General features: G+C 65.6%; 15 protein-coding genes. 8 read left to right on the forward strand and 7 right to left on the reverse strand.

All coding sequences use genetic code 11. The annotated features are described in order from the left end of the window. Nucleotides 1-27 precede the first annotated feature (27 nt). The gene (locus tag ATB98_RS19700; protein WP_066876551.1) at nt 28-918 is read left to right on the forward strand and encodes a ParB/RepB/Spo0J family partition protein; all 891 of its coding nucleotides are present in this window, start codon (nt 28-30) and stop codon (nt 916-918) included. A 255-nt stretch (nt 919-1,173) separates the two neighbouring features. Here ATB98_RS19700 and holA read toward each other — a convergent pair whose 3' ends face one another. From holA to leuS, 3 genes are read right to left on the reverse strand one after another with little or no spacing between them, the layout of a single operon-like run. Further along, nucleotides 1,174-2,205 carry a DNA polymerase III subunit delta gene (holA, locus tag ATB98_RS19705; protein ID WP_066876552.1) on the reverse strand — a complete coding sequence of 344 codons (1,032 nt, stop codon included), beginning with the start codon at nt 2,203-2,205 and terminating at the stop codon, nt 1,174-1,176. Nucleotides 2,206-2,218: 13 nt separating this feature from the next. Beyond that, nucleotides 2,219-2,761 carry a hypothetical protein gene (locus ATB98_RS19710; protein WP_066876554.1) on the reverse strand — a complete coding sequence of 181 codons (543 nt, stop codon included), beginning with the start codon at nt 2,759-2,761 and terminating at the stop codon, nt 2,219-2,221. Beyond that, the gene (leuS, locus tag ATB98_RS19715; RefSeq protein WP_066876556.1) at nt 2,748-5,378 is read right to left on the reverse strand and encodes a leucine--tRNA ligase; all 2,631 of its coding nucleotides are present in this window, start codon (nt 5,376-5,378) and stop codon (nt 2,748-2,750) included. The genes ATB98_RS19710 and leuS overlap by 14 nt, the downstream gene beginning before the upstream one ends. A gap of 214 nt (nt 5,379-5,592) precedes the next feature. Between leuS and ATB98_RS19720 the strand changes: the two genes are divergently transcribed. Both ATB98_RS19720 and ATB98_RS19725 read left to right on the forward strand, forming a co-directional pair. After that, on the forward strand, nt 5,593-6,252 hold the full coding sequence (locus ATB98_RS19720) for a YggS family pyridoxal phosphate-dependent enzyme (protein ID WP_066876558.1): 660 nt from the start codon (nt 5,593-5,595) through the stop codon (nt 6,250-6,252). A 225-nt stretch (nt 6,253-6,477) separates the two neighbouring features. After that, nucleotides 6,478-8,385: a propionyl-CoA synthetase gene (locus ATB98_RS19725; protein WP_066876560.1), complete on the forward strand. Its 1,908-nt coding sequence runs from the start codon at nt 6,478-6,480 to the stop codon at nt 8,383-8,385. A gap of 247 nt (nt 8,386-8,632) precedes the next feature. On the opposite strand, the gene ATB98_RS19730 is transcribed toward ATB98_RS19725, so the two are convergent. Beyond that, complete coding sequence (locus ATB98_RS19730; RefSeq protein ID WP_066876562.1) at nt 8,633-9,331, reverse strand: DUF1013 domain-containing protein; 699 nt, start codon at nt 9,329-9,331, stop codon at nt 8,633-8,635. Nucleotides 9,332-9,552: 221 nt separating this feature from the next. Here ATB98_RS19730 and acs point away from each other — a divergent pair, with 221 nt between their 5' ends. Beyond that, nucleotides 9,553-11,502, forward strand: coding sequence for an acetate--CoA ligase (gene acs / locus ATB98_RS19735; protein WP_066876564.1), 1,950 nt, complete (start codon nt 9,553-9,555; stop codon nt 11,500-11,502). Between the two features lie 181 nt (nt 11,503-11,683). Here the strand turns inward: acs and ATB98_RS19740 are convergent, their stop codons facing one another. Beyond that, nucleotides 11,684-11,884, reverse strand: coding sequence for a DUF1674 domain-containing protein (locus ATB98_RS19740; protein ID WP_066876566.1), 201 nt, complete (start codon nt 11,882-11,884; stop codon nt 11,684-11,686). Between the two features lie 197 nt (nt 11,885-12,081). Between ATB98_RS19740 and htpX the strand changes: the two genes are divergently transcribed. The 4 genes from htpX to purH all read left to right on the forward strand — a co-directional run bounded on the left by htpX (nt 12,082) and on the right by purH (nt 18,313). Continuing rightward, nucleotides 12,082-13,041: a zinc metalloprotease HtpX gene (htpX, locus tag ATB98_RS19745; protein ID WP_066876568.1), complete on the forward strand. Its 960-nt coding sequence runs from the start codon at nt 12,082-12,084 to the stop codon at nt 13,039-13,041. Continuing rightward, entirely contained in the window at nt 13,041-14,444 is a 1,404-nt protein-coding gene (locus ATB98_RS19750; protein WP_066876570.1) for an RsmB/NOP family class I SAM-dependent RNA methyltransferase, read from the forward strand. Before htpX ends, ATB98_RS19750 begins: the two co-directional genes overlap by 1 nt. 229 nt (nt 14,445-14,673) lie before the next feature. After that, the gene (locus tag ATB98_RS19755; RefSeq protein WP_066876572.1) at nt 14,674-16,359 is read left to right on the forward strand and encodes a heparinase II/III family protein; all 1,686 of its coding nucleotides are present in this window, start codon (nt 14,674-14,676) and stop codon (nt 16,357-16,359) included. Between the two features lie 343 nt (nt 16,360-16,702). Beyond that, nucleotides 16,703-18,313: a bifunctional phosphoribosylaminoimidazolecarboxamide formyltransferase/IMP cyclohydrolase gene (purH, locus tag ATB98_RS19760; RefSeq protein ID WP_066876574.1), complete on the forward strand. Its 1,611-nt coding sequence runs from the start codon at nt 16,703-16,705 to the stop codon at nt 18,311-18,313. 268 nt (nt 18,314-18,581) lie between these two features. On the opposite strand, the gene ATB98_RS19765 is transcribed toward purH, so the two are convergent. Further along, nucleotides 18,582-19,973, reverse strand: a complete 1,392-nt coding sequence (locus tag ATB98_RS19765; RefSeq protein ID WP_066876576.1) for an MFS transporter — start codon at nt 19,971-19,973, stop codon at nt 18,582-18,584. Between the two features lie 107 nt (nt 19,974-20,080). Then, nucleotides 20,081-24,868: an NAD-glutamate dehydrogenase gene (locus ATB98_RS19770; RefSeq protein ID WP_066876578.1), complete on the reverse strand. Its 4,788-nt coding sequence runs from the start codon at nt 24,866-24,868 to the stop codon at nt 20,081-20,083. Nucleotides 24,869-25,203 lie beyond the last annotated feature (335 nt).

A 25,203-nucleotide genomic window follows, 5' to 3' on the forward strand; every position in this document is an offset into this window, starting at 1 on the left:
TCGGTGGCGTAACTAATTGGGTGTGAGATGAACGACGACAGCTCCAAGAGACGTCTTGGTCGCGGCCTGGCGGCCTTGATCGGCGAGATGGATCAGCCATTGCAGACCGGCGCCACGGCCGCCGCCGCGGTCAACCCGGATCGGCGGGTGCCGATCGAATTCGTCTCACGCAATCCACGCAACCCGCGCCGGCAGTTCGATGAAGCGGAACTGCAGGATCTCGCGAGCTCCATCCGCCAGCACGGGATCGTCCAGCCCGTCGTGGTGCGAACAGCCGGCGCCGACCGTTACGAGATCATCGCCGGCGAAAGGCGCTGGCGGGCGGCGCAGCTCGCCGGCTTCACCGAAATTCCGGTGATCGTGCGGGACGTCGACGATCGGACGGCCCTGGAGATCGCCATTGTCGAGAACGTGCAGCGCTCCGACCTCAATCCGCTCGAAGAGGCGCTCGGCTACGAGCAGCTCATCGCGGAGCACGGCTACACCCAGAACGACCTCGGCGACATTATCGGCAAGAGCCGCAGCCATGTCGCCAACAGCCTGCGTCTCCTGAAGCTGCCCGAGCCGGTCCGCGACATGCTCTCCGACGGCAGCCTGTCGGCAGGCCATGCCCGCGCGCTGATTCCCACCTCCGATCCGGTGGCTTTGGCCCGCACGGTGGTCGCCAAGGGACTGTCGGTGCGCGAGGCGGAGCGGCTGGCGCAGAACGACATCAAGGCGCAGAACGACCCCAATTACGCCCAAGGCCGCCGCCGCGAGGAAAAGGACGCCGACACGCTGGCGTTGGAGCGCACGCTGTCGGACAGCCTCGGGCTCGAGGTCACGGTCAGCCACAAGGCCAACGGCGGCCATCTCCGGATCGCCTATAAGACGCTCGATCAGCTGGAGGAGATTTGCCGGCTTCTCGAGCGGCGCTGAGCGATCGTCGGCGTCGCCGAGCGGAAATTGCCCCTCATCCCGCTGCCGCGACCTTCTCCCCGCAGACGGGGCGAAGGGGTTATGCCGCGCCCTCCCGGTCCCCCACTGCCGGCGCCGGGCGAGTGGACCAGCCCCCTCTCCCCGCGTGCGATAAGTGAAGAGGTCGGGGCTTCGCCGCTTGTCGCCCCGCCTGCGGGGCGAAGGTGCCGGCAGGCGGATGAGGCGCAGCGCGGGCTGTGAGGGTCCGTGCCTATATCAACGCCGCGCCGACTGGATCGTGATCGCCAGCAGGTTCTGGATGACCAGGCTTTCTTCAAGGCTCTGGCGGTTGCGGCTTTGGTAAATGGTGGCCTGTAGCCGGCTCAGTTCTTGCCGGATCGCCGGAGCGGTCCAATGTTTCAGGGCGGCTTCGACCACGGGCTTGCGACGGAAATGCAGGCCGCGTCCGAGGCTTGCGACCACCTGGGCGGCCGGCTGGCGGCTTGCGTCCATCTCGGCGCGCATCACGTCAAGTTGCTGAAACTGTCGCAAGCAGGCCTGAAGGACGAGAAACGGCGGCGTCTTCGACGTGGTGATCTTCTTCATGGCGCTGAGCAGCGCGTCGGCGTCGCCCTTCAGCACGGCGTCGACGGCATCGTCGACCGAGATCGCGCTGGCATCGCCGACGATCGCCAGCACGTCTTCCTCGTCGACGACATCCTTGCCGCGGCAGTAGAGGGCGAGCTTGCGGATCTCGTTGCGCGAGGCGATGCGGTCGCCGCCGAGCGCTTCGATGAGGCGTTCGCGCGCCGCAGGGCTAATGCGCAGGCCCGCCTCGGAAAGCTCCTTGTCGACGAGCGCATGCAGGCTGCGGGCGTCGTCGCTGTAGCAGGCAATGGAAGCGACGGCGCGCGACGATTCGCCGACCTTTCTGAGCGCCGCACCCTTTTTGAGGTCGCCCGCCTCGATGATGAGGCGGCTCCCCGTCGGCGGTTCGGCGGAAAGAATCTGCAGCGCTTCGGTAAGCCCCTTCTCGGCGGACGCACCGCGCACCCAGACGAGCTTTTCACCGCCGAAAAGGCCGACGGCATTGACCTCATCGAGCACGCCGCCGGCTCCCTGGAGCGCCGAGGCATCGAGCTTGACGACGGCAAAGGGATCGTCGAGAGGCATGCCGAAGCTATCGGCGAGTGCCGCCGCCCGCTCGGACACGAGGCCCCGATCGGGACCATAGAGCAGGAAAAGCCGGTAGTTCGCCGCAGATCGCTGCAGAAAATTGTCGAACTCGTGCGACTTGACCTCGCTCATCCCACCAACCGGGTCAGCGGCCGAGTGCGGCGGCGATGTCGGCGCCGATGATCTCCGCCAACTCCTTCGCGGCGCGATTTTGCGCGTCGCGGACGGCGCGCACCTTGGCGAACTCCTGGTCCGGGAAGTCGGCGAGCGCGACGGCCGTGCGGGTGCCCGACGCAACGGTCTCACCGGTTGCGGTCTTCGTCAGATTGTAGTCGGCCTTGACGACGGTGCGGCCGGCGCCAGGCTGATCGTCGTCATCGTCGTCGGTCTGGTCAAAGAGCACGCCCATCGTCCTGTGCGAGACGTTGAGCGCCAGGTGGTAGAGCGGGTTGACCGGCTCGCCCGCGCCGCGCGAGGTGATGAAGACGAGAGCGTTGCGCACCTCCTGCTCGACGCGGTCGTCGGGTTCGGAGATCTCGATCGAGGCGAGTGCCGCCGCCGTCGAGCCCGTGGGCCCGTCGGAGTAAAGCGGGCGGACCTGGCAGCCGGAAAGCGCCGTCAGCAGCACCGCACCGGCGACGACGGGCAGGGACCGGAAACGGGGGCCAGCTCTATCAGACGACGACATTGACGATCCTCTGGGGCACGACGATGATTTTTTTCGGGCGGCCGCCGTTGAGCGCCGTCTTCACGGCGTCGAGTGCCAGCACGGCGCTTTCGATCGCACTCTGATCTGCGTCGCGCGCGATTGTCAAATCGGCGCGCTTCTTGCCGTTGATCTGCACCGGCAGCGTGATCTCGTTCTCGACGACGAGGGCGGCGTCGAATTTCGGCCACGGCCTTTCGGCGATGAGGCCTTCGCCGCCGATCGCCCGCCAGCATTCCTCCGCCAGATGCGGCATCATCGGCGCGATCAGGTCGATCAGTATCACGGTTGCGTCCTTGACCGCGGCGGCCACGGCCGGATCGGCCCTGCCGCCGGCCACCTGCGTCAGCGGCGCCGCCAGCGTGTTCACCAGCTCATAGATCCGCGCGACCGCCTTGTTGAAGGCGAGCTTGTCGTAATCGGCCTCGACCGCTTTCAGCGTGCGGTGCGCGGCCTGCGAGACGGCAAGCCCCTCGCCTTCCTTAGCCGGCTTTGCTTCGATGCCCCGCAGGTTCTCCGCCGCCTCGGCGACCAGGCGCCAGACACGCTGGACGAAACGGTGGGCGCCCTCGACGCCGGCCTCCGACCAGATGACGTCGCGATCCGGGGGCGAATCGGACAGAACGAAGAAGCGCGCCGTGTCGGCGCCGTAGGAGCCGATGATGTCATCCGGGTCGACGACGTTCTTCTTCGACTTCGACATCTTCTCGATCGAGCCGATGGCGATCTCCTCGCCCGTCTCGATGTGGACGGCGCGGCGCTGGCCTTCGACTTCCTCGATGCGGATCTCGGCCGGGGTGATCCATTCCCGCTGTGCACCTTCGCCGCGGCTATAGGTCTCGTGCACGACCATGCCCTGCGTGAAGAGGCCCTTGAAGGGCTCGTCCAGCGCCACATGGCCGGCGGCCTTCATCGCCCGGGTGAAGAAGCGCGAATAGAGCAGGTGCAGGATCGCGTGCTCGATGCCGCCGATATACTGGTCGACGGGCAGCCAGTGGTTGGCAGCCTTAGGGTCGGTCGGATTGTCCTCCCAGGGCGCGGTGAAGCGCGCGAAATACCAGGAGGAATCGACGAAGGTGTCCATCGTGTCGGTTTCCCGGCGCGCGTCCTTGCCGCATTGCGGGCAGGCGACGTGCCGCCAGGTCGGGTGCCGGTCGAGCGGATTGCCCGGCTTGTCGAAGGTCACGTCCGGCGGCAGCAGCACCGGCAGGTCGGCCTTCGGCACCGGCAGGACGCCGCAGTCGTCGCAATGGATGACCGGGATCGGGCAGCCCCAGTAGCGCTGGCGGGAGATGCCCCAGTCGCGCAGGCGGAAATTAACCTTGCGTTCGCCGCGCGGCGCGCCGGCGAGCATGTCCCCCTCGAGCCGCGAAGCAACCGCCTCGAAGGCGGCCTCGGTCGAAAGCCCGTCGAGAAAGCGCGATTTGATCATCACCCCGTCGCCGTCATAGGCCTCGTCGCCAATCGTGAAGGTCGCCGCATCGGCGTCCTTCGGCATCACCACCGGAATGACCGGCAGGCCGTATTTGCGGGCGAAATCGAGGTCGCGCTGGTCGCCGGAGGGGCAGCCGAAGATGGCGCCCGTGCCGTATTCCATCAGCACGAAATTGGCGACATAGACCGGCAGCTCCCAGCTGGGATCAAAGGGATGCCTGGCGCGGATGCCGGTGTCGATGCCCTTCTTCTCGGCCGTTTCGAGCGCGGCGAGCGAGGTGCCGGCGCGGCGGCATTCTTCGCAGAAAGCCTCGATCGCGGCATTCTTGGCGGCGGCTTCCCTGGCCAGCGGATGATCGGCCGAAATCGCCAGGAAGGAAGCGCCGAAGAGCGTGTCCGGGCGCGTCGTATAGACGGTCAGCTCGGCCGTTTCGCCGGGCACGGTCGCCGGGTCGAGCTCCCACCGGAGCGACAGGCCCTCGGAGCGGCCGATCCAGTTCTTCTGCATCAGCCGCACCTTTTCCGGCCACTGATCCAGCGTGTCGAGCGCGTCGAGCAGCTCCTGGCTGAAATCGGTGATGCGGAAGAACCATTGCGTCAGTTCGCGCTGTTCCACCAGCGCGCCGGAACGCCAGCCGCGGCCGTCGATCACCTGCTCGTTTGCGAGCACCGTGTTGTCGACCGGGTCCCAGTTGACCTTCGACTGCTTGCGGTAGACGAGGCCCTTTTCCAGGAAATCCAGGAAGAGGTGCTGCTGGCGCTGGTAATAGGCCGGGTCGCAGGTCGCGAATTCGCGGCTCCAGTCGAGCGACAGGCCCATGACCTTGAGCTGCGCCTTCATCGAGGCGATGTTCTGGTAGGTCCAGCCGGCCGGGTGCACGCCGCGTTCCATGGCGGCATTTTCCGCCGGCATGCCGAAAGCGTCCCAGCCCATCGGATGCAGCACGTTGAAGCCGCGCGCACGCTTGTAGCGGGCGACGACGTCGCCCATCGTGTAGTTGCGGACATGGCCCATGTGGATCCGGCCCGACGGATAAGGGAACATCTCCAGCACGTAATATTTTTCGCGCGGGTCGTCGTTCTTGGTCTCGAAGACCTTGCGCGTTTCCCATTCCTGTTGCCAGCGCGGTTCGGCATCACGCGGATTATATCGTTCGGTCGCCATGTCTTTATCGATGTTCCGGAAAATCTGCGGGGGCGCAGCGCACCCTCATGATAGCTGGCGTGACCTTCATCACGAAACGCCCCAAGCGTCAAGTTTTGAAGGACTTGGCGGCAAACTTTGGCGCATTCGCGGCCCTTCGCGCCGCACAGGCTTGGCAAGCATCGCAAGTTTGAATAATCCGCGTGGTGAGTTTGTCGCGAGACGGGAGACGAAGATGGAAGTTGAGGAACGGCTGAATGATGTCTTGAGCCGGATTCGCCTGGGCGAGAAATCGGCGAACCGTCCTGAGCGCGCGGTCAGCCTGGTCGCCGTTTCCAAGACCTTCGATGCCGAGGCGATCCGGCCGGTGATAGCGGCGGGCCAGCGGCTCTTCGGCGAAAATCGCGTGCAGGAGGCGCAGGGCAAGTGGCCCGAACTTAAGCGCGAGACGCCCGACATCGAACTGCATCTGATCGGCCCGCTGCAATCGAACAAGGCCGCCGACGCGGTGGCGCTCTTCGATGTCATCGAGACGATCGACCGGGAAAAGATCGCCCGCGCCGTTGCTGCCGAGATGACGCGCCAGGGTCGCAGGCTCCGCCTCTATGTGCAGGTCAATACCGGGCTGGAGGCGCAGAAGGCGGGCATCGCGCCGGAAGAGGCGGTCGCTTTCGTGACATTCTGCCGCGACGAGCTCAGCCTGGAGATCGAAGGGCTGATGTGCATACCGCCCTTCGACGAAAATCCGGGTCCGCATTTTGCGCTGCTTGCGAAAATCGCCCGCCAATGCGGTCTCGAAAGGCTGTCCATGGGCATGTCGGGCGACTTCGAAACGGCGATCGCCTTCGGCGCCACCAGCGTCCGGGTGGGGTCGGCAATCTTCGGGTCGCGCTGAGCGTTCGCCCGGCTTGCGTCATTACTCTTTCGTCGGGGTTCCACTTTGCCGCCACCGGCCTATCCTCCTTTGCCGAGGAGCCGGGTTTGACCCGGATGGTCAGCGCGGGATGAGGAAGTGCGCGCGGCTTTACCCGCCCGCACCCCGCTCGCTTCTTGGAAGCGATCATGATGATTCCGGGTCGATCCCGGCGAAAATCCTCGTGATCCAGGGAGGAGAACGGATATGGCGAGCCGCTATTCCGAAGTGTATGCCGCATGGAAATCGGATCCGCACGGATTCTGGGCCGAGGCCGCAGCGGCGATAGACTGGTTCGAAAGCCCCCGGCGCATTTTCGAGCCGGAGCGCGGCACCTATGGGCACTGGTTCCCCGATGGCGTCACCAATACCTGCCATAATTGCCTCGACCGGCATGTCGAAGCCGGCCGCGGCGAGCAGGCGGCGTTCATCTACGACAGCCCCGTCACCGGCCGCATCGAGAAGATTTCCTATGCCGCGCTGCTTGCCGACGTCAAGGCAACGGCCGCGGTCTACCGCAAGCTCGGCGTCGGCAAGGGCGACCGCGTCATTATCTACATGCCGATGGTCCCGCAGGCGGTGATCGCGATGCTCGCTGCGGCGCGAATCGGCGCCGTGCATTCGGTCGTCTTCGGCGGCTTCGCGGCCAGCGAGCTCGCGGTGCGCATCGACGATTGCCAGGCGAAACTCGTCGTCTCGGCGAGCTGCGGGCTGGAACCCGGCCGGACCGTCGCCTACAAGCCGCTGCTCGACCAGGCGATCGCGATCGCCAGCCACAAGCCGGCCCATTGCCTGATCTTCCAGCGCGACATGCTCGCCGCCGAGATGGTCCCCGGCCGCGACATCGATTTCGCCGAGGTGCTGGCCGCCGCGAAGGCGGAGGGCGAGGAGGTGCCATGCACGCCGGTTCTCTCCACCGACCCGCTCTATGTGCTCTATACCTCGGGGACCACGGGCCAGCCGAAGGGCGTCGTCCGCGACAATGGCGGCCACATGGTCGCGCTCAAATGGTCGATGGAGCATTTCTTCGGGGTCCGGCCGGGCGAGGTCTTCTGGGCGGCCTCCGACATCGGCTGGGTGGTCGGCCACTCCTATATCGTCTACGGACCGCTCATCAACGGCAACACCTCGATCCTGTTCGAAGGCAAGCCGGTCGGGACGCCCGATCCCGGAACCTACTGGCGGATCATCGCCGAACACGGCGTCGCCGTGATGTTCACGGCACCGACGGCGCTGAGGGCGATCCGCAAGGAGAATCCCGGGGCCGCCTATGTCGCGCCTTACGATCTGTCACGGTTCCGCGCCCTCTATCTTGCCGGCGAGCGCGCCGACCCGGACACGATCCGCTGGGCGGAACAGGCGCTCGGCGTGCCGGTCATCGATCACTGGTGGCAGACGGAAACCGGCTGGCCCGTCGCCGGCAATCCCATGGGCCTCGGGCTCCTCCCGGTGAAATACGGGTCTCCGGCGGTTCCGCTGCCCGGCTACCAGGTGGAGGTAGTCGACGATGGCGGTAATCCGGTCGCGGCGGGGACGCTCGGCAATGTGGTGATCAGGCTGCCGCTTCCGCCCGGGTGCCTGCCGACGCTCTGGAACGCGGACCAGCGCTTCCAGGCGGCCTATCTCGAGGAATACTCCGGCTACTACAAGACGGCAGACGCCGGCTATGTCGACGAGGACGGCTACATCTTCATCATGGCCCGCACCGACGACATCATCAACGTCGCCGGGCACCGGCTGTCGACGGGCGCGATGGAAGAGGTCTGCGCCAGCCATCCGGACGTCGCCGAATGCGCGGTGATCGGCATCGCCGACCCGCTGAAAGGCCAGACGCCGGCCGGCTTCCTGGTCATCAACTCCAACGTTTCCCGTGAAACATCGGAGATCGAGAGGGAGGTCATCGGTCTCGTGCGGGAGCGCATCGGCCCGGTCGCCGCCTTCAGAACGGCAATCTGCGTCCGGCGGCTGCCGAAGACGCGGTCGGGCAAGATCCTGCGTTCGACGATCCAGAAGATCGCCGACCGCCAGCCCTGGAAGATGCCGGCGACGATCGACGATCCGGCCATCCTCGACGAGATCGCCGAGGCGCTTCGCGCCAAGGGGATTGGGATTTAAGCAACCATTTCGAACGGATCACCGGCCCCTCAACCGGCCTGCCGGCCACCTTCTCCCCGCCTGCGGGGCGAAGGGGCAAGCGGCGCCCGCTCAGTTCCTCGCCGTCACCCGCTCGCGGGGAGAGGGTCGTCCTCGGGTTTTGACCCGAGGAGAAAGGCGGTTCGAACCCTCCGGAACCTGGGCCACAGGCAATAAAAAACCCGGATCTCGCGATCCGGGCTTTCGCATCTCTGTGCCGACGCGCCGATCAGTAGTCGTCGTCCTCGTCGTCCTTGCGGTCCGATTTCAGCGACTTCAGCTTGGCGAAGACGGCGTCGGCGTCGATTTCCTTTTCCTCTTCGCGCTCGTAGCCGTAGTCGAGCTTCTCGGTCTCCTGCGCGGATTCGAGCGTCGCCCCCAACTCGGCGGCCGTGGGCAGCGGGCGGCTCTTGGCGGCGCGCTCGACTTCCATGTCGAGGTCGATCTGCGAGCACAGGCCGAGCGTCACTGGGTCCATCGGCGTGAGGTTCGCCGAGTTCCAGTGGGTGCGCTCGCGAATCTGCTCGATCGTCGACTTGGTCGTGCCGACGAGCCGCGAGATCTGCGCGTCCTTCAGTTCCGGATGGTTGCGCACAAGCCAGAGAATGGCATTCGGACGGTCCTGACGCTTGGAGACGGGCGTGTAGCGCGGCCCCTTGCGCTTCGAATCCGGAACGCGAACCTTCGGTTCCGAGAGCTTGAGCTTGTGGTTCGGATTTGCCTCGCCGCGGGCGATCTCGTCGCGCGAAAGCTGACCGGTGGCAATGGGGTCGAGGCCCTTGATGCCCTGCGCCGATTCACCGTCGGCGATCGCCTTGACCTCGAGCGGGTGCAGCTTGCAGAACTGCGCGATCTGGTCGAACGACAGCGCGGTGTTGTCAACGAGCCAGACGGCCGTTGCCTTGGGCATAAGCAGTTGCTGAGCCATGGATATAGTCCTTTTGTCCGTCCGCGCCGGTGTCGCGGGCCGTGGAGTCTACCACTGATTTCCGGGAATTGGGGGTTCTATACCGTTCTTGTCTCGAAATTGCAATTCTTCACTTCCAAATGTGCTTTTGTCTAATTGCGGCGATGCTTTGACCTGTTATGAATCGTCCAAAGGGGGCGGCTGAAGTGCCGTCTCGGCCAGAATGCTCAGGGAGGAAGAACATGGACATCAAGACCTACCCGGTCCTGGAAGCGGCCAAGAAACGCGCGCTCATCGACAACGAGACCTATCTGAAATGGTACCGGGAGAGTGTTGCCGATCCGGAGAAGTTCTGGGGCGAGCACGGCAAGCGGATCGACTGGTTCGAGCCCTTTACCAAGGTCAAGAACACCTCGTTCGAGGGCGATGTCTCGATAAAGTGGTTCGAAGACGGGCTGACCAACGTCTCCTACAATTGCATCGACCGTCATCTGAAGACGCATGGCGACAAGACGGCGATCATCTGGGAAGGTGACAATCCCTATATCGACAAGAAGATCACCTATAACGAGCTTTACGACAAGGTCTGCCGGCTTGCCAACGTCTTGAAGAAGCATGGCGTCAAGAAGGGCGACCGCGTCACCATCTACATGCCGATGATCCCGGAAGCCGCCTATGCGATGCTTGCCTGCGCACGCGTCGGCGCCATCCACTCGGTCGTTTTCGGCGGCTTTTCGCCGGAGGCTCTGGCCGGCCGCATCGTCGATTGCGAATCAACCTTCGTCATCACTTGCGACGAGGGCCTGCGCGGCGGCAAGCCGGTGCCGCTCAAGGAAAACACCGAGAAGGCGATCGATATTGCCGCCCGGCAGCATGTCATGGTCAACAAGGTTCTGGTCGTGCGCCGCACCGGCGGCAAGGTGCCTTGGGCGCCGGGTCGCGACGTCTGGTTCCACCAGGAGATCGTCACCGTCGACGGGCATTGCCCGCCGGAGAAGATGAATGCCGAAGACCCGCTGTTCATCCTCTACACCTCGGGTTCGACCGGCAAGCCGAAGGGTGTCTTGCACACGACGGGCGGTTATCTCGTCTACGCCGCGATGACCCACCAATATGTCTTCGATTACCACGACGGCGACATCTACTGGTGCACGGCCGATGTCGGCTGGGTCACGGGCCACTCCTATATCGTCTACGGGCCGCTCGCCAACGCGGCGACGACGCTGATGTTCGAGGGCGTGCCGAACTTCCCGGATGCCGGCCGCTTCTGGGAAGTGATCGACAAGCACAAGGTCAATATCTTCTACACGGCGCCGACGGCGATTCGCTCGCTGATGGGCGCCGGCGACGACTTCGTCAAGCGTTCGTCGCGTTCGTCCCTGCGGCTGCTCGGCACGGTCGGCGAGCCGATCAATCCGGAAGCCTGGGAATGGTACTACCATGTCGTCGGAGAGGAGCGCTCGCCGATCGTCGACACCTGGTGGCAGACGGAAACGGGCGGCATCCTGATCACGCCGCTGCCGGGTGCGACCGACCTGAAGCCCGGTTCGGCGACCCGGCCCTTCTTCGGCGTCCAGCCGCAGATCGTCGACAGTGAAGGCAATGTCATCGAAGGCGCGGCCGACGGCAATCTCTGCATCATCGACAGCTGGCCGGGGCAGATGCGCACCGTTTATGGCGACCACGAGCGCTTCATCCAGACCTATTTCTCCACCTACAAGGGCAAGTACTTCACCGGCGACGGCTGCCGCCGCGACGAGGACGGCTACTACTGGATCACCGGCCGCGTCGACGACGTGCTGAACGTCTCGGGCCACCGCCTCGGCACGGCGGAAGTCGAATCGGCGCTGGTCTCCCACCACCTCGTTTCCGAAGCCGCGGTCGTCGGTTATCCGCATCCGATCAAGGGACAGGGCATCTACTGCTATGTGTCGCTGATGGCGGGTGAGACCGGCAATGACGAGCTTCGCCAGGAGCTGGTCAAGCATGTGCGCTCGGAGATCGGGCCGATCGCCACGCCGGACAAGATCCAGTTCGCGCCCGGCCTGCCGAAGACGCGCTCCGGCAAGATCATGCGCCGGATTCTGAGGAAGATCGCCGAAGACGATTTCGGCTCGCTCGGCGACACCTCGACGCTCGCCGATCCGGCGGTCGTCGACGACCTGATCGCCAACCGCCAGAACCGCGCGTAAGACGAGGCTCGACGGCGCCGCAGCGCCGTCCCCCTCATCGCCTGCCGGCACCTTCTCCTCTTCTCTCCCCGGGCGCGATCCGCGCGCGGGGAGAAGGGGCTCGCAGCACCCCCGAGCCCCGCCCTCCTGCGAAGGCGCATTGATTCGCTACCGAAACAAGGCCTCTGCCGCCGGCAGCCTCTCAGAAATCGATCGCCCGACCCTTGATCTCCCAGTCGCCGAAACGCGCCGGGTCGAGACCGCCGCGCCCGCCGAGTTCCGTCGGCATGTCTTGCGGCTGCTCGGCGCGCCGCCGCTCCTCCGCTTCCTTGAGCGCGCGAAGGGCGGCCGGAGGCAGCGGGCGCTTGGGGCGATCGGGGGAATTGTCGTTGTCGTTCTGCATCTGGAAGCTGCCGGTTTATGGTGACAATATTGAAGCGGGGACTGTTTATCCCCATCATATAAGTGCTTCCGTGCGAACGGAAAACCTGATTCACGTGAAACGTTTCCGGCGAGACGGGCGGAACAGAAGGCAGTCGCGCCTGGTTTTCCACCGGATCGCCTAAGGGACGACGATACGAACATGGCTGGAGCCCATTCATGAACCTCGTGCGCACCGCAATGCTGCTCGCCTTCATGACCGTCCTCTTCATGGCCGTCGGTTTTGTCATCGGCGGCCGGGGCGGCATGATGATCGCCCTTGTCATCGCCGCGGCGATGAATTTCTTCTCCTACTGGAACGCCGATCGCATGGTGCTCGCCATGTACCGGGCGCAGGAGGTGGATGAGCGGAGCGCCCCGGAATATTACGGCATCGTCCGCGACCTGGCGAAGAATGCCGGCCTGCCGATGCCGCGCGTCTATGTCATCGACAGCCCGCAGCCGAATGCCTTCGCAACCGGCCGCAATCCGGAGAATGCCGCGGTCGCGGCTTCCACCGGTCTCCTGAATTCGCTCTCCTACGAGGAGGTCGCCGGCGTCATGGCGCACGAACTCGCGCATATCCAGCATCGCGATACGCTGACCATGACGATCACGGCGACGCTGGCCGGTGCCATTTCGATGCTCGGCAATTTCGCCTTCTTCTTCGGCGGCAATCGCGACAACAACAATCCGCTCGGCTTCGTCGGCGTGCTGGTCGCGATGATCGTCGCGCCGCTTGCGGCCGCGCTCGTGCAGATGGCGATCAGCCGCACACGCGAATATTCGGCCGACCGGCGCGGGGCCGAGATCTGCGGCAACCCGCTCTGGCTCGCCTCGGCGCTGCGCAAGATCGCCGGCGCCGCCCATGTCGTTCCGAACTATGACGCCGAGCGCAATCCGGCGACTGCGCATATGTTCATCATCAACCCGCTCTCCGGCGAGCGGATGGACAATCTCTTTTCTACCCATCCGAACACCGACAACCGTATCGCGGCGCTGGAGAGAATGGCGGGCGAGATGGCCATGGGCTCGACGGCGCCGGTCCGTCCTGATAATGCCGTGCGCAAATCGCGCTCTGTCCCGAGAACCGGCTGGGGTCGCGGTGGTTCCGAACCGCCGAAAGGCCCCTGGTCCTGATGCCCGAAGACAGAAACGATTCACATCCGAAACGAGCCCGCACACACAAGCCTTCCCGCAGGGGAGGCCAGCGGCCCGCCGCGGCCGGCGCGGCGAAGCCCGGCCTGAAGAGCCGCCAGGCGGCCGCCAAGATCCTCGGCGCCGTCGTCGACCGCAGGACGCCGCTCGACGGAATGCTCGACCAGGAGCATGGCAACCCCGCCTATCGCGAACTCGGCGACGCCGACCGGGCGCTGGTGCGCGCCATCCTCAACTCCGCGCTCCGGCACCTGCCGCGCATCCGCACGGCGATCGATTCACTCCTGCAGACGCCGCTGCCGGAAGGGGCGCGCGCGCTCGAACACGTGCTGACCGTCGCCGCGGCGCAGATCCTCTATCTCGACGTTCCGGACCATTCCGCCGTCGACCTTGCGGTCGAGCAGGCGCAGGCGGACCCGCGCAACCGGCGCTTCGCTAGTCTCGTCAATGCCGTCCTGCGGCGGCTCTCGCGCGAGAAGGAGGCCATTCTCGAGAAGGTCGGCGGCGTTCCGGCGATACCGGCTTGGTTCTTTGAAAGGCTCGTCGCCCATTACGGCCGCGCCGAGGCCGGGCGCATGGCGGAAGCGCAGCTCGTTCCCGCCGCGATCGACCTTTCGGTGAAGTCCGATCCCGGCCACTGGGCCGAGCGCCTCGGCGGCAAGGTCCTGCCGACCGGCTCCGTCCGGCTCGGGGACTTTTCCGGCGCGATTCCGTCGTTGCCGGGCTTTTCCGAAGGCGCGTGGTGGGTGCAGGACGCGGCAGCCTCGATTCCGGCGCGTCTCTTCGGCGATCTCGCCGGCAAGACCGTGGTCGATCTCTGCGCCGCACCTGGCGGCAAGACGGCCCAGCTCGTGCTTTCCGGGGCAAAGGTCACGGCGCTCGATCAGTCGTCGAGCCGGCTGAGGCGGCTCAAAGCCAATCTCGAGCGCCTCGGCCTCGAAGCCCGCACGAAAGAGATCGACATGGCCGATTTCCGGCCGGACGAACTCTTCGACGCGGCGCTGCTCGATGCGCCCTGCTCCTCGACGGGAACGACGCGGCGTCACCCGGACGTGCTCTGGACCAAGGGTCCGGACGATGTCAAGAAGCTTGCGCGGCTGCAGCAGCGGCTGCTCAGCCATGCGCTCTCCGTCGTGAAACCCGGCGGCCTTGTCGTCTTCTCCAATTGCTCGCTCGATCCGCGCGAGGGAGAGGAGGTCGTCGCCCGTATCGTCGCGGGCGGCGGATGCGAGCGCGTCGCGATCGCCGCGGCCGACTGGCCGGGCCTCGAAGGGGCGATCACGCCCCTCGGCGAGTTCCGCACGACGCCGGCCATGCTGCCGCTCGACCCGCCGTTTTCGGGCGGGCTCGACGGTTTTTATGCGGCCGTCCTTCGCCGCCGGTGAACAATCCGCATCGCCTTGCGCGTTTGACGAGAGCGCGACGCGCCCCCGAGTCCTGTCAACAGGCTGTTTTGTCGGGACAATTGACGCTTCCGGGCCGCCGGCCTATCAATGGTGGTAAGGATTGATAGAAGTTTAACAATTTTTCAGGCACGATTCCGGCGCAGCCCGGGCGGTGCCGCTCAAGCGCCTTCAAGGCTCGTTGCAGCGATGAGGAAACCGACGGGCGCCGATGCTGTTTTCCCGTAAACGAAGGCTGCTCTACCTGTACCTGCGCGAAGGCTGGCGCCGCTTTGCGCGCCGGCTTTCGCTCGGCCGGATGACGGCGCTGCGCTTTACCGGCTCGACGCCCGATCGCCTGATCGTCGCCCCAACGGATCTCAGGGCCGTCGACCCCTTTGCCGCCGAGGAGATCCTCGCCGGCCGCTATCCGCTGGCCGGCCGGGTGCTCGATACCGAAGGCGATTCGCCCTTCGAGATCGACTTGCCGTCGCACGAATTCGCCATCCGGCTCCATTCCTTCGGCTGGCTGCGCCACATGCGGGCGATCCATGACGAAGCCGGTCACGTGCGGCTGCGCCAGATCATCGACGACTGGATGGGCGTCCATGGCCGCAGCATAGGCGGCATTCCCTGGGAGGCGGACGTGATCGCCCAGCGCATCATCGCCTGGCTGTCGCATTCGCCGGTGGTGCTGCGCAACGCCGAGCACGGCTTCTATCGCCGCTTCCTCAAGAACCTGGCCTTCCAGGTTCGCTATCTGCGGCACATCGCCGAGACCGTCGCGGACGGGGAGGCGCGGCTGCGGGTCCGCATCGCGCTCGCCATGGCGTCGGTGTCGATGCCGGTCTCGGATTCGGTGATCCGCAACGCGGCGCGTCGCCTCGACCTGGAGCTCGACCGCCAGATCCTGCCGGATGGCGGCCATTTCTCGCGCAGCCCGCGGGCCGGTCTCGAGTTGCTGCTCGATCTGCTGCCGCTGCGCCAGACCTATGTCAATCTCGGTCACGACGTCCCCTCGCGACTGATCTCCTGCATCGACCGGATGTATCCGGCGTTGCGCTTCTTCCGGCACCAGGGCGGCGAGCTTGCGCTCTTCAACGGCGCGACGTCGGTGCCGGCGCACGAGCTCGCCTCGGTGCTGCGCTATGACGAAACGGCGGGCGAGCCGTTCCGCTCGCTGCCGCATGCGCTTTACGAGCGCCTGTCGCTCGGCGACAGCGTCGTCATCATGGATACGGGCAGGCCGCTTTCCGTCGACCTGTCGCGCAGCGCCCATGCGGGCTGCCTCTCCTTCGAGATGTCCTCTGGCAGAAACCGCTTCGTCATCAATTCCGGCGCGCCGAAATTCGCCGGCGAACGATTCCGCCAGATGGCGCGGCTGACGGCCGCCCATTCCACGGTCACCGTCGACGATACCTCCTCCTGCCGCTTCTCGCAGTCGCGCTTCCTCGGGGCGATCATGACGGAGGGCGTCACGCGGGTCGAGGTCGAGAGAAAGGACGATCCCGGCCGCTTCGAATTCGTCAAGGCGAGCCATGACGGCTATCTCGGTGCCTTCGGGCTGATCCATGAGCGTGACCTCGCGATCCTCAACGCCGGCCGGCTGATCCGCGGCCGCGACCGCCTGGCGCGGGCGGACGGCAGCGATGCCGGTCCAGAAAATCCCGCGGTTGCCGTCGCGCGTTTTCACATTCATCCGGCGATCGGCATGCGCCAGCACAGCGCCAGCGAGATCCATCTCAGCGCCCCCGACGGCGAAGCCTGGCTCTTCGCCTGCCGCGATGGCGACGTGGCGATCGAGGAGGACATCTTCTTCGCCGACCCCTCCGGCGTCCGGGCCTCATCGCAGATCACCGTGACCTTTGCCCTTGCCACGCAGCCGGAAATCCAATGGACATTTACGCGCGAGGGGTGAACGCGTGTCGTTCAGAGACTGCTTGAGTTGAACGCCTTAAAAGCCCCTCATCCGCCTGCCGGCACCTTCTCCCCGTTTTGACGGGGAGAAGGCTATGCCGCGCCGCCCAAAGTCCCTCTCCCCGCATGCGGAGAGAGGGCTAGGGTGAGGGGCAGGGGCGGTCACCTGATGCACGGCAGTCGCTGGGTGCCTCCCGGATTGATCAGCGGCCCCCCAAGCCTATTTTCGACGCCCTGCAACGCCCGACGGTTCCTTCCCGGAACAAGCTATGCTAACGGGCAGCCATCCCAATCGCCGGAACCATCTCCCTCAAGCGTCCGGCGCCGCCAAAGGAGCAAGGTCGATGGCTGTCGCCTCCAAGAAAATCCCCGCCCCGGACGAGGTCCGGATTGAAACCGCCCTCCTCTCGGTCTCCGACAAGACCGGCATCGTCGAGCTTGCCCGTGCCCTGCACGAGAAGGGTGTGCGGCTGGTCTCGACCGGCGGTACGCACAAGGCGCTTTCCGACGCCGGCCTTCCGGTCAGCGACGTTTCCGAGCTGACGGGCTTTCCGGAGGTGATGGACGGCCGCGTCAAGACGCTGCACCCCGGCGTCCATGGCGGCCTTCTCGCGATCCGCGACGATAGCGAGCACGTCGCGGCGATGAGCGAACACGGGATTACCGCCATCGATCTCGCCGTCATCAATCTCTATCCGTTCGAAGAGGTCCGCGCCAAGGGCGGCGACTATCCGACGACGGTCGAGAACATCGACATCGGCGGCCCGGCGATGATCCGCGCATCGGCGAAGAACCATGCCTATGTGACGATCGTCACCGATCCGGCCGACTATGCGCTGCTCATCGATGAAATCGCCAATGGCACGACCCGCTACGCCTTCCGCCAGAAGATGGCGGCCAAGGCCTATGCCCGCACGGCGGCCTATGACGCGGCGATCTCCAACTGGTTCGCCGAGGCGCTGGACACGCCGATGCCGCGCCACCGCGTGATCGGCGGGGTGCTCAAGGAAGAGATGCGCTACGGCGAGAACCCGCACCAGAAGGCCGCCTTCTACGTGACCGGCGAGAAGCGGCCGGGCGTTGCGACGGCGACGCTCATCCAGGGCAAGCAGCTCTCCTACAACAACATCAACGATACCGACGCGGCCTATGAGCTTGTGGCCGAGTTCCTGCCGGCAAAGGCACCCGCCTGCGCGATCATCAAGCACGCCAACCCTTGCGGCGTCGCAACCGCGCCGTCTCTCGCGGAAGCCTACCGCCGGGCGCTCGCCTGCGATTCCACCTCCGCCTTCGGCGGCATCATCGCGCTCAACCAGGAGCTCGATGGGGAAACGGCCGAAGAGATCGTCAAGCTCTTCACCGAAGTCATCATCGCGCCTTCCGTCAGCGACGAGGCGAAGGCGATCATCGCCCGCAAGCCGAACCTGCGGCTGCTTGCGGCCGGCGGCCTGCCCGACCCGCGCACGCCCGGCCTCACCGCCAAGACGGTCGCCGGCGGCCTGCTCGTCCAGACGCGCGACAACGGCATGGTAGAGGACCTGGAACTGAAGGTGGTCACGAAGCGGGCGCCGAGCGCGCAGGAACTCGAGGACATGAAGTTCGCCTTCAAGGTGGCGAAGCACGTCAAGTCGAATGCGGTCGTCTATGCCAAGGACGGCCAGACGGCGGGTATCGGCGCCGGCCAGATGAGCCGCGTCGATTCCGCCCGCATCGCCGCCATCAAGGCGGAGGAAGCGGCCAAGGCCCTGGGCCTTGCCGAGCCGCTGACGCGCGGCTCGGCGGTGGCGTCCGAGGCCTTCCTGCCCTTTGCCGACGGTCTCCTCTCGGCTATCGCCGCCGGCGCCACCGCGGTCATCCAGCCGGGCGGCTCGATGCGCGACGACGAGGTGATCGCCGCCGCAAACGAGCACAATGTCGCGATGGTGTTTACCGGGATGCGGCACTTCCGGCACTGAGGGGGACGACGCGTTCCGTTACGCCAGGGGGCTCAAGCGTGTTTCGCCGAGCCCTCCCCTCCTTGGAGCGGGACCGCATTTGTGCGACGTCAGGTGATTCCACCTTGCTGCAGATGCCTTAGTCATCCTCGGGCTTGATCGGTCAAGCCCGAGGATGACGATCGAGCGGGGATGCGGGCGGGATGAACGCTTGCGCCTTTTCCTCCCGGCCAACAGGGCCAGCACACGTGCCTTCCCGAGCCCACCGCGAATCCCGCCCGTGCGCCCCTCACTCCGGCCGGTGCGCCGGATAGGGCGTGCGGAGCAGCAGGACGAGCCCGGCCGCGAGGAAGACGACCAGCGCCAGCATGCCGATCCGGGCGGATCCGGTCATCAGCGTGATCGTCGCGACCGAGGCCGGGGCGAGGAAAGCGGTGGCGCGGCCGGAAAGCGCGTAGAGGCCGAAATAGCGCCCCGCTTCGTCGAGCGAGACGCTGCGCGCGAGATAGGATCGCGACGAGGCCTGGACCGGGCCGAAGGCGATGCCGACCAGCAGGCCGTAGAGGATGTAGGCGCGTTCGGCGGCGGTGCCGAACAGTCCGTTCGAGTCCGTCGTCGGCAGCGACACGAGCCCGAACAGCGTGAAGCCGGGGCCGGTCGAGACGATGCCGAGGGTTGCGGCCGTCAGGCAGACGAGGCTCGCGATGACGATCTTCTTCGAGCCGACATGAGCGTCGAGCCAGCTTGCATAGAGGCAGCCGAAGATCGCAACGACGTTGAGGATGATGCCGTAGAGCCCGAGCTCCAGCGTCTGCCAGCCGAACATGCCGGCGGCGAAGGTGCCGCCGAGCGCGAGCAGCCCGTTGACGCCGTCCTGGTAGATCATCCGGGCGATCAGGAAGCGCAGGATGCCCGCCCTCACCCTCAGCTCCCCAAGCGTGCCCTTGAGTTCCCGAAGGCCCCTTGCGGTCGCCTTGTTGAGCGACGTCGTCGCCCTGCCCGCATCGGGCGTGAAGAGGAACATCGGCAGGATGAAGACGAGATACCACAGGGCGGAGAGCGGCCCGGTGATACGGGCGTCCTCGCCCGTTGCCGGATCGAGGCCGAAAAGGGGGGAAAGGCCGAGCGCCGTCTTGCCGGTCTGCGGGTTGCCGGAAAGCAATGCGACGACGGCTACGAGCACGATCATGCCGCCGAGATAGCCGAGCCCCCAGGCGATGTTGGAGATCCGCCCGACCTCCTTCTCGCCGACGAGCCGGGGCATCATCGAATCGTTGAAGACGATCGAGAATTCGGCGGCAATCGTCGCGAGCGCCAGGAAGATCGCCGGATAGATCAGCGGCGAACCCGGCACGGCGAACCAGAGCATGGCGAGCGAGACGATCTTGATGACGGCGAAGAAGGCGATCCAGGGCTTGCGGGGCCCGGTGGCGTCGGCAACGGCGCCGAGGACCGGCGAAAGCAGCGCGATGACGATGCCGGAGACGGTCAGCGTATAGCCCCAGGCGGCCTGGCCCTGCACCGGGTCGGCGGTCAGCCGGGAAACGAAATAGGGGGCGAAGATGAAGGTGGTGATGACCGTGAAGAAGGGCTGCGCCGCCCAGTCGAACAGCATCCAGGCGGCAATGCCGAGGCGGGACGTCCTCGGCTGTTCCTCCGCTCGCCCGGCCGTGATCTCCAAGGTCCCCTCCCGGAAAATGCCTGCCCGCCAGGGGCGGGCAAGCTGTTGAAATCGCGCCGGGAACGGGAATCACTCCGTCCGCGACGGGCGCGGCCGGAGGGACTGTGTCATTTCACCCTGCCGCGCGCAAGGTCGCCGAGGAGGCCGGCGGCGACGGTGACCTTGGCAAGCGTCGTCTCGCCCTTTTCGGTCAGGAGCTTCAACTGCTCGCCCATGCGTGACAGGCGGTCGCGGTCGCTTTCGTGCCAGGCGAGAACCGGATTGCGCTCGCCCTTCTGCTCGACGAGCGCCGCGATGGTGATGTCGCGCCGGGCGGAGACGATGTCCGCGACCGCGCGCGACAGCGCCATGGCCTCGAACTGCTCGGTCGCCGGAACACGGTCGGCCGCGGCCAAAAGCCGGTTGATCATCAGCTTCTCGGTCACCGCGAAATAGGCCTGCGCCGTGCGGTTCAGCGGCTCGGCCGTCTCGGCGGCGATCTGCATGATCTCCGGCACGAGGGTCATGAGCGAGAGCTCGGCGATCTCCTCGGCAAGCTTCCGCGGCACGCCGCTGTCGGCAAAGGCGGCCGCTCTGAGGCGCGCCTCCTCGGCGCCTTCGGCGGAAATCGCCGCGCGCATCGGGCCGCGCAGCTTCTGCAGCCCGTCGCGCAGCCGGAGAACCGCCTCAGCCACGGGACCGGTAGAGGCGCGGGTGCGCAGGGCCCGTTCGGTGACGAAGGTGAAGATGCGGCCGACCTCGTGGTAGAGCGCGTTCTGGATCTGTCCGCCGATCCTGTTGTCGAGCGCATCGATCTCGGCATAGATGCGCGGCAGGTCGAAACCGTCGAGGGCGAGCACGGCCGCCTTGACCACGTCGGCGGAAAGGAAGCCGGTGGAATCGGTGAGGGTCGAGACGAAAGCCGGGCCGCCGCGATTGATCGTCTCGTTGGCAAGCACAGTGGCGATGATCTCGCGGCGCAGCCGGTGCCCGTGAATATCCGCCGCATAGGTCTTGCGCATCTTCGCCGGGAAATAGCGCTCCAGCGTCGCGGTGAAATAGGGATCGTCCGGGAGCGTGCCCTGGATCAGCTCGTCGAACAGCACCAGCTTGGCATAGGAGAGCAGCACGCCGATCTCCGGCCGCGTCAACGGCTTGCCGGCCTGGTAGCGTTCGCTCATCGCAAGCTCCGTCGGCAGCGTCTCGACCTTCCGGTTGAGATGGCCTTCGGCCTCCAGCCGCGCCATCAGCCTTGCCAGCGGCGTGCGGTTGGCGAGGCCTTGCATCTCGGTCAGCGAGATCGCCAGCGACTGCTGGTAGTTGTTGCGCAGAACGAGATGCGCGACTTCGTCCGTCATCGAGGCGAGCAGCGTGTTGCGCTTCGGCCGGGTCAGACGGCCGTCGCGCATCGCCGAGGCGAGCGCGATCTTGATGTTGACCTCGACGTCCGAGGAGTTGACGCCGGCCGAATTGTCGATGGCGTCGGAATTGCAGCGCCCGCCGGCGAGCGAGTAGCCGATGCGGCCCTTCTGGGTGACGCCGAGATTGGCGCCCTCGCCGATCACCCGGGCGCGCACTTCCTCCGCCGTCACCCGGATCGCGTCATTGGCACGGTCACCGACTTCCGCGTCCGTCTCGTTGCTGCCGCGCACATAGGTGCCGATGCCGCCGAACCAGAGGAGGTCGACCTCGCTCTTCAGGATGGCGTTCATGATCTCGAAGGGGGTCGCCTTCGGTTTTTCGATGCCGATCGCGGCCATTGCCTCCGGCGTCAGCGTTACCAGCTTCTCGGCCCGCGAGATGATCATCGCGCCCGGCGAGAGCGTGCTGCGGTCATAGTCCTGCCAGCTCGAGCGCGGCAGCGCGAACATGCGCTTGCGCTCGGCAAAGGAGAGATCGATATCCGGATTCGGATCGATGAAGATGTCGCGATGGTCGAAGGCGGCGATGAGCCGAATCTTCTCCGACAGGAGCATGCCGTTGCCGAAGACGTCGCCCGACATGTCGCCGACGCCGGCGACCGTGAAGGGCGTCGTCTGGATGTCGATGTCCATTTCGCGGAAGTGCCGCTTGACGGCTTCCCAGGCGCCCCGGGCGGTGATGCCCATCTTCTTGTGGTCGTAACCGGCCGAGCCGCCGGAGGCGAAGGCATCATCGAGCCAGAAGTCGGCTTCCTGGGCGAGCGCGTTCGCCGTATCCGAGAAGGTCGCCGTGCCCTTGTCGGCCGCGACCACGAAATAGGGGTCGTCGCCGTCGAGGCGGAGGGTGGCCGCGGGAGGCACGACCTCCTGGCCGACGATGTTGTCGGTCACCGACAGCAGCGTGCGGACATAGGTCTTGTAGGCCTCGGTGCCGGCCCTGAAGATCTCGTCGCGGCTGCCGCCGACCGGCAGCTGCTTCGGATAGAAGCCGCCCTTGGCGCCCACGGGGACGATCACGGCATTCTTCACCTGCTGCGCCTTGACGAGGCCCAGCACCTCGGTGCGGTAGTCCTGCGCCCGGTCGGACCAGCGAAGCCCGCCGCGCGCCACCTTGCCGAAGCGCAGGTGCACGCCTTCGACTTCGGTGCCGTAGACGAAGATCTCGCGGAACGGCCGCGGTTCGGGCAGGCCGTCGAGCTGCTTCGGATCGAGCTTGAAGGCGAGCACCGCGCGCGGACTGCCGTCGGCCTCCTTCTGGAAATAATTCGTCCGGAGCGTCGACTGGATGGCGTTGACGTAGCGGCGCAGGATCCGGTCCTCGTCGAGGCTCGGCACGGCCGAAAGCGCCTCCTCGATGCCCGCGAGCAGGGCGTTGGCCTTCTTCGTCCGCGCCTTTGCCTCCGTCTTCGGGTCCATGCGCGTGGCGAAGAGGCGGAAGATGTCGGCGGCGATCGCCGGATATTTGTTCAGGGTATCGGCGATATAGCCTTGCGAATAGGTGATCCCCGCCTGGCGCAGATAGCGCGCATAGGCGCGAAGCACCGTCACCTCGCGCGCGGTCAGGCCGGCAAGCAGCACCAGCCGGTTGAAGTTGTCATCCTCGGTGGTGCCGCTCCAGGCGGCGAGGAAGGCTTCCTCGAGCGCGGCCCCGGTCCTGGCGAGGTTGGGCGCATGCCCGTCGCGGTGGATGAGTTCCATGTCGTGGAGCACGACGTCGCGCGGTTCCTCGCCATTGACGCGGACGCCGATATCGTAGGTCTGCTCGCTGATGACGCGGAAGCCGAGATTTTCGAGAAGCGGCACGCGGCGGGAGAGGGAAACGGGCGTGGCGGCGTGAAAGATCTTCAGCTCCAGCGTGTCCGGCCGTCCCTGATGCCGCCGATAGAAGCTGATGCGGATCGGGTCGTCGGCCTTGCAGGCGGCGATGTCTCCGAGGTCCGCATAGGCCTCGGCGGGCGTGAAGGCCGCCTGGTAGGCGTCGCCGACCGAAATCTCGACGCCGTCCTTGCGGGCGAGCAGGTTGAAGCGGTCGGTCCAGCGGGTGACGATGTCGCGCACCGCCTCCTCGAGCTTTGCCTGGGGGATGCGCGGCGTCTTGCCGGCGGTGCGGCCGATAATGAAATGAACGCGCGCCAGCCCGCCTTCGGGAAAGGCGGGGTAATAGGCGGAAACGCGACCGTCATAGACCGTCTTCAAGTAGTTGCCGATCTTCTCGCGCACATCGGAATCATATTGCTCGCGCGGCACGAAGACGAGGACCGAGACGAAGCGGTCGAAATGGTCGATGCGCGGCAGAACCCGGACGCGCGGCCGATCGCCGAGCTCATTGATCTGCTCGCAGAAGGCGGCAAGCAGCCCGACGTCGATCTGGAAGAGATCGTCGCGCGGATAGGATTCCAGCGTGTTCGCCAGGGTCTTGCCCGAATGGCTCTGCGGATCGTAGCCGAAATGATCGATGATCTTCTCGATCTTGTGCCGGAGCAGCGGGATCTCCGCCGCCTGCCGCGTGTAGGCGGTCGAGGTGAAGAGGCCGACGATGCGCAGCTCCCCGACGACGTTGCCGGCCGCATCGAAGCGCTTGACGCCGACGTAATCCATATAGGCGCGCCGGTGGACGACCGATTTCGCGTTGGCCTTGGTGACGATCAGGAAATCCGGTCCTTCGAGGAAGGCGAGGATTTCCGGCGTCGTCAGCACGGCATCCTTGCCCTGCCGCAGCACGCGCACATCGGGATTGGAGAGAATGCCCAGCCCCCTGCCCTTGCCGCGTTCGACGGCCGCGTTCTCGCCCTTGCCGGAATAGGTGTATTCGCGCATGCCGAGGAAGGTGAAATTGTTGTCCCTTAGCCAGCGAAGGAAAGCCAGCGCCTCATCGCGGTCGCTCTTCTTGCGCGACGCGTTGTAATCCTCCAGCTCGCGCATGACCTGGTCGAGCAGGGCGGTCATCGCCGGCCAGTCGTGCACCGTCTGGTGGACCTGTTCGAGGACGTCGGCAATGCGTTTGCCGAGCTGGCGCGCCTCGAGCGGCGTCAGCTTGCTCAGGTGAATCTGAATGTGGCTCACCCGTTGTGCCGGATCGCTCTCCTCGTCGGGGTCGAAAAGCTTGACGGGCTCGCCGGGCCCCATCACCAGGATGGGATGGATCGCCAGGTGGATGTCGCGGTGGGTGCTCGTCACCTCGCCCATGATCGAATCATAGAGGAAGGGCATGTTGCGCTCGGTGATGGCGATGATCGAGACCTCCGTGCCGCCCGGCGCGACGCCCGGCAAGGTCTCGATCGTGACCCGCGGCTTGCCACCGTCCCAGCCCTGAAGCTCGTCGCGTGCATGCGCCGCGATCTGCGCAAGCATATCCGCGCTGTAGAAATCGAGGTCGTCATTGCTCGCACCGCCGAAGAGGATTTCGGGGGGCAGGGTCTCAGCCCCGATTTTAGTGACGGCCGCCCGTGCCGCGTCGATGTGCCGATCCCGCTTCGGATTGTATTTCACGCCCATGAACTCGCTCCCCACTCATGATAGATGAACCTATCAGAACCATGGCCAATGGCGACCGTTTTATGATGGTTTTCCGCAAAATCGAGCTTAATTTTGAAGAGAATCGCGTTTTTTTGGCTTAAATCCATTTAAAACCAGGGCAATTTTGCGAAAATCGCTCCAAAAACTGTAAAAACGGACGAAAAAGCCGGAATTCGCATGGAGCCGGAATTTGGCCGCCATCGTCGCTCGGGCGCGCTTGCCTGCAGCGGATGATCGGGACACAGGGGTGACGGCGAATCATAATCGTGCTCGCATCTCGGCGTGCTCCATTCTAAGGAGTTGAGGCAGAGGAT

It is taken from the genome of Sinorhizobium saheli, from assembly GCF_001651875.1.
GTDB lineage: Bacteria > Pseudomonadota > Alphaproteobacteria > Rhizobiales > Rhizobiaceae > Sinorhizobium > Sinorhizobium saheli.

Excerpts from the sequence above, each read along its gene's own strand:
- ATB98_RS19700 (WP_066876551.1), top strand. The coding sequence starts at position 28 with ATGAACGACGACAGCTCCAAGAGACGTCTTGGTCGCGGCCTGGCGGCC.
- holA (WP_066876552.1), bottom strand. The coding sequence starts at position 2,205 with ATGAGCGAGGTCAAGTCGCACGAGTTCGACAATTTTCTGCAGCGATCT.
- ATB98_RS19710 (WP_066876554.1), bottom strand. The coding sequence starts at position 2,761 with ATGTCGTCGTCTGATAGAGCTGGCCCCCGTTTCCGGTCCCTGCCCGTC.
- leuS (WP_066876556.1), bottom strand. The coding sequence starts at position 5,378 with ATGGCGACCGAACGATATAATCCGCGTGATGCCGAACCGCGCTGGCAA.
- ATB98_RS19720 (WP_066876558.1), top strand. The coding sequence starts at position 5,593 with ATGGAAGTTGAGGAACGGCTGAATGATGTCTTGAGCCGGATTCGCCTG.
- ATB98_RS19725 (WP_066876560.1), top strand. The coding sequence starts at position 6,478 with ATGGCGAGCCGCTATTCCGAAGTGTATGCCGCATGGAAATCGGATCCG.
- ATB98_RS19730 (WP_066876562.1), bottom strand. The coding sequence starts at position 9,331 with ATGGCTCAGCAACTGCTTATGCCCAAGGCAACGGCCGTCTGGCTCGTT.
- acs (WP_066876564.1), top strand. The coding sequence starts at position 9,553 with ATGGACATCAAGACCTACCCGGTCCTGGAAGCGGCCAAGAAACGCGCG.
- ATB98_RS19740 (WP_066876566.1), bottom strand. The coding sequence starts at position 11,884 with ATGCAGAACGACAACGACAATTCCCCCGATCGCCCCAAGCGCCCGCTG.
- htpX (WP_066876568.1), top strand. The coding sequence starts at position 12,082 with ATGAACCTCGTGCGCACCGCAATGCTGCTCGCCTTCATGACCGTCCTC.
- ATB98_RS19750 (WP_066876570.1), top strand. The coding sequence starts at position 13,041 with ATGCCCGAAGACAGAAACGATTCACATCCGAAACGAGCCCGCACACAC.
- ATB98_RS19755 (WP_066876572.1), top strand. The coding sequence starts at position 14,674 with ATGCTGTTTTCCCGTAAACGAAGGCTGCTCTACCTGTACCTGCGCGAA.
- purH (WP_066876574.1), top strand. The coding sequence starts at position 16,703 with ATGGCTGTCGCCTCCAAGAAAATCCCCGCCCCGGACGAGGTCCGGATT.
- ATB98_RS19770 (WP_066876578.1), bottom strand. The coding sequence starts at position 24,868 with ATGGGCGTGAAATACAATCCGAAGCGGGATCGGCACATCGACGCGGCA.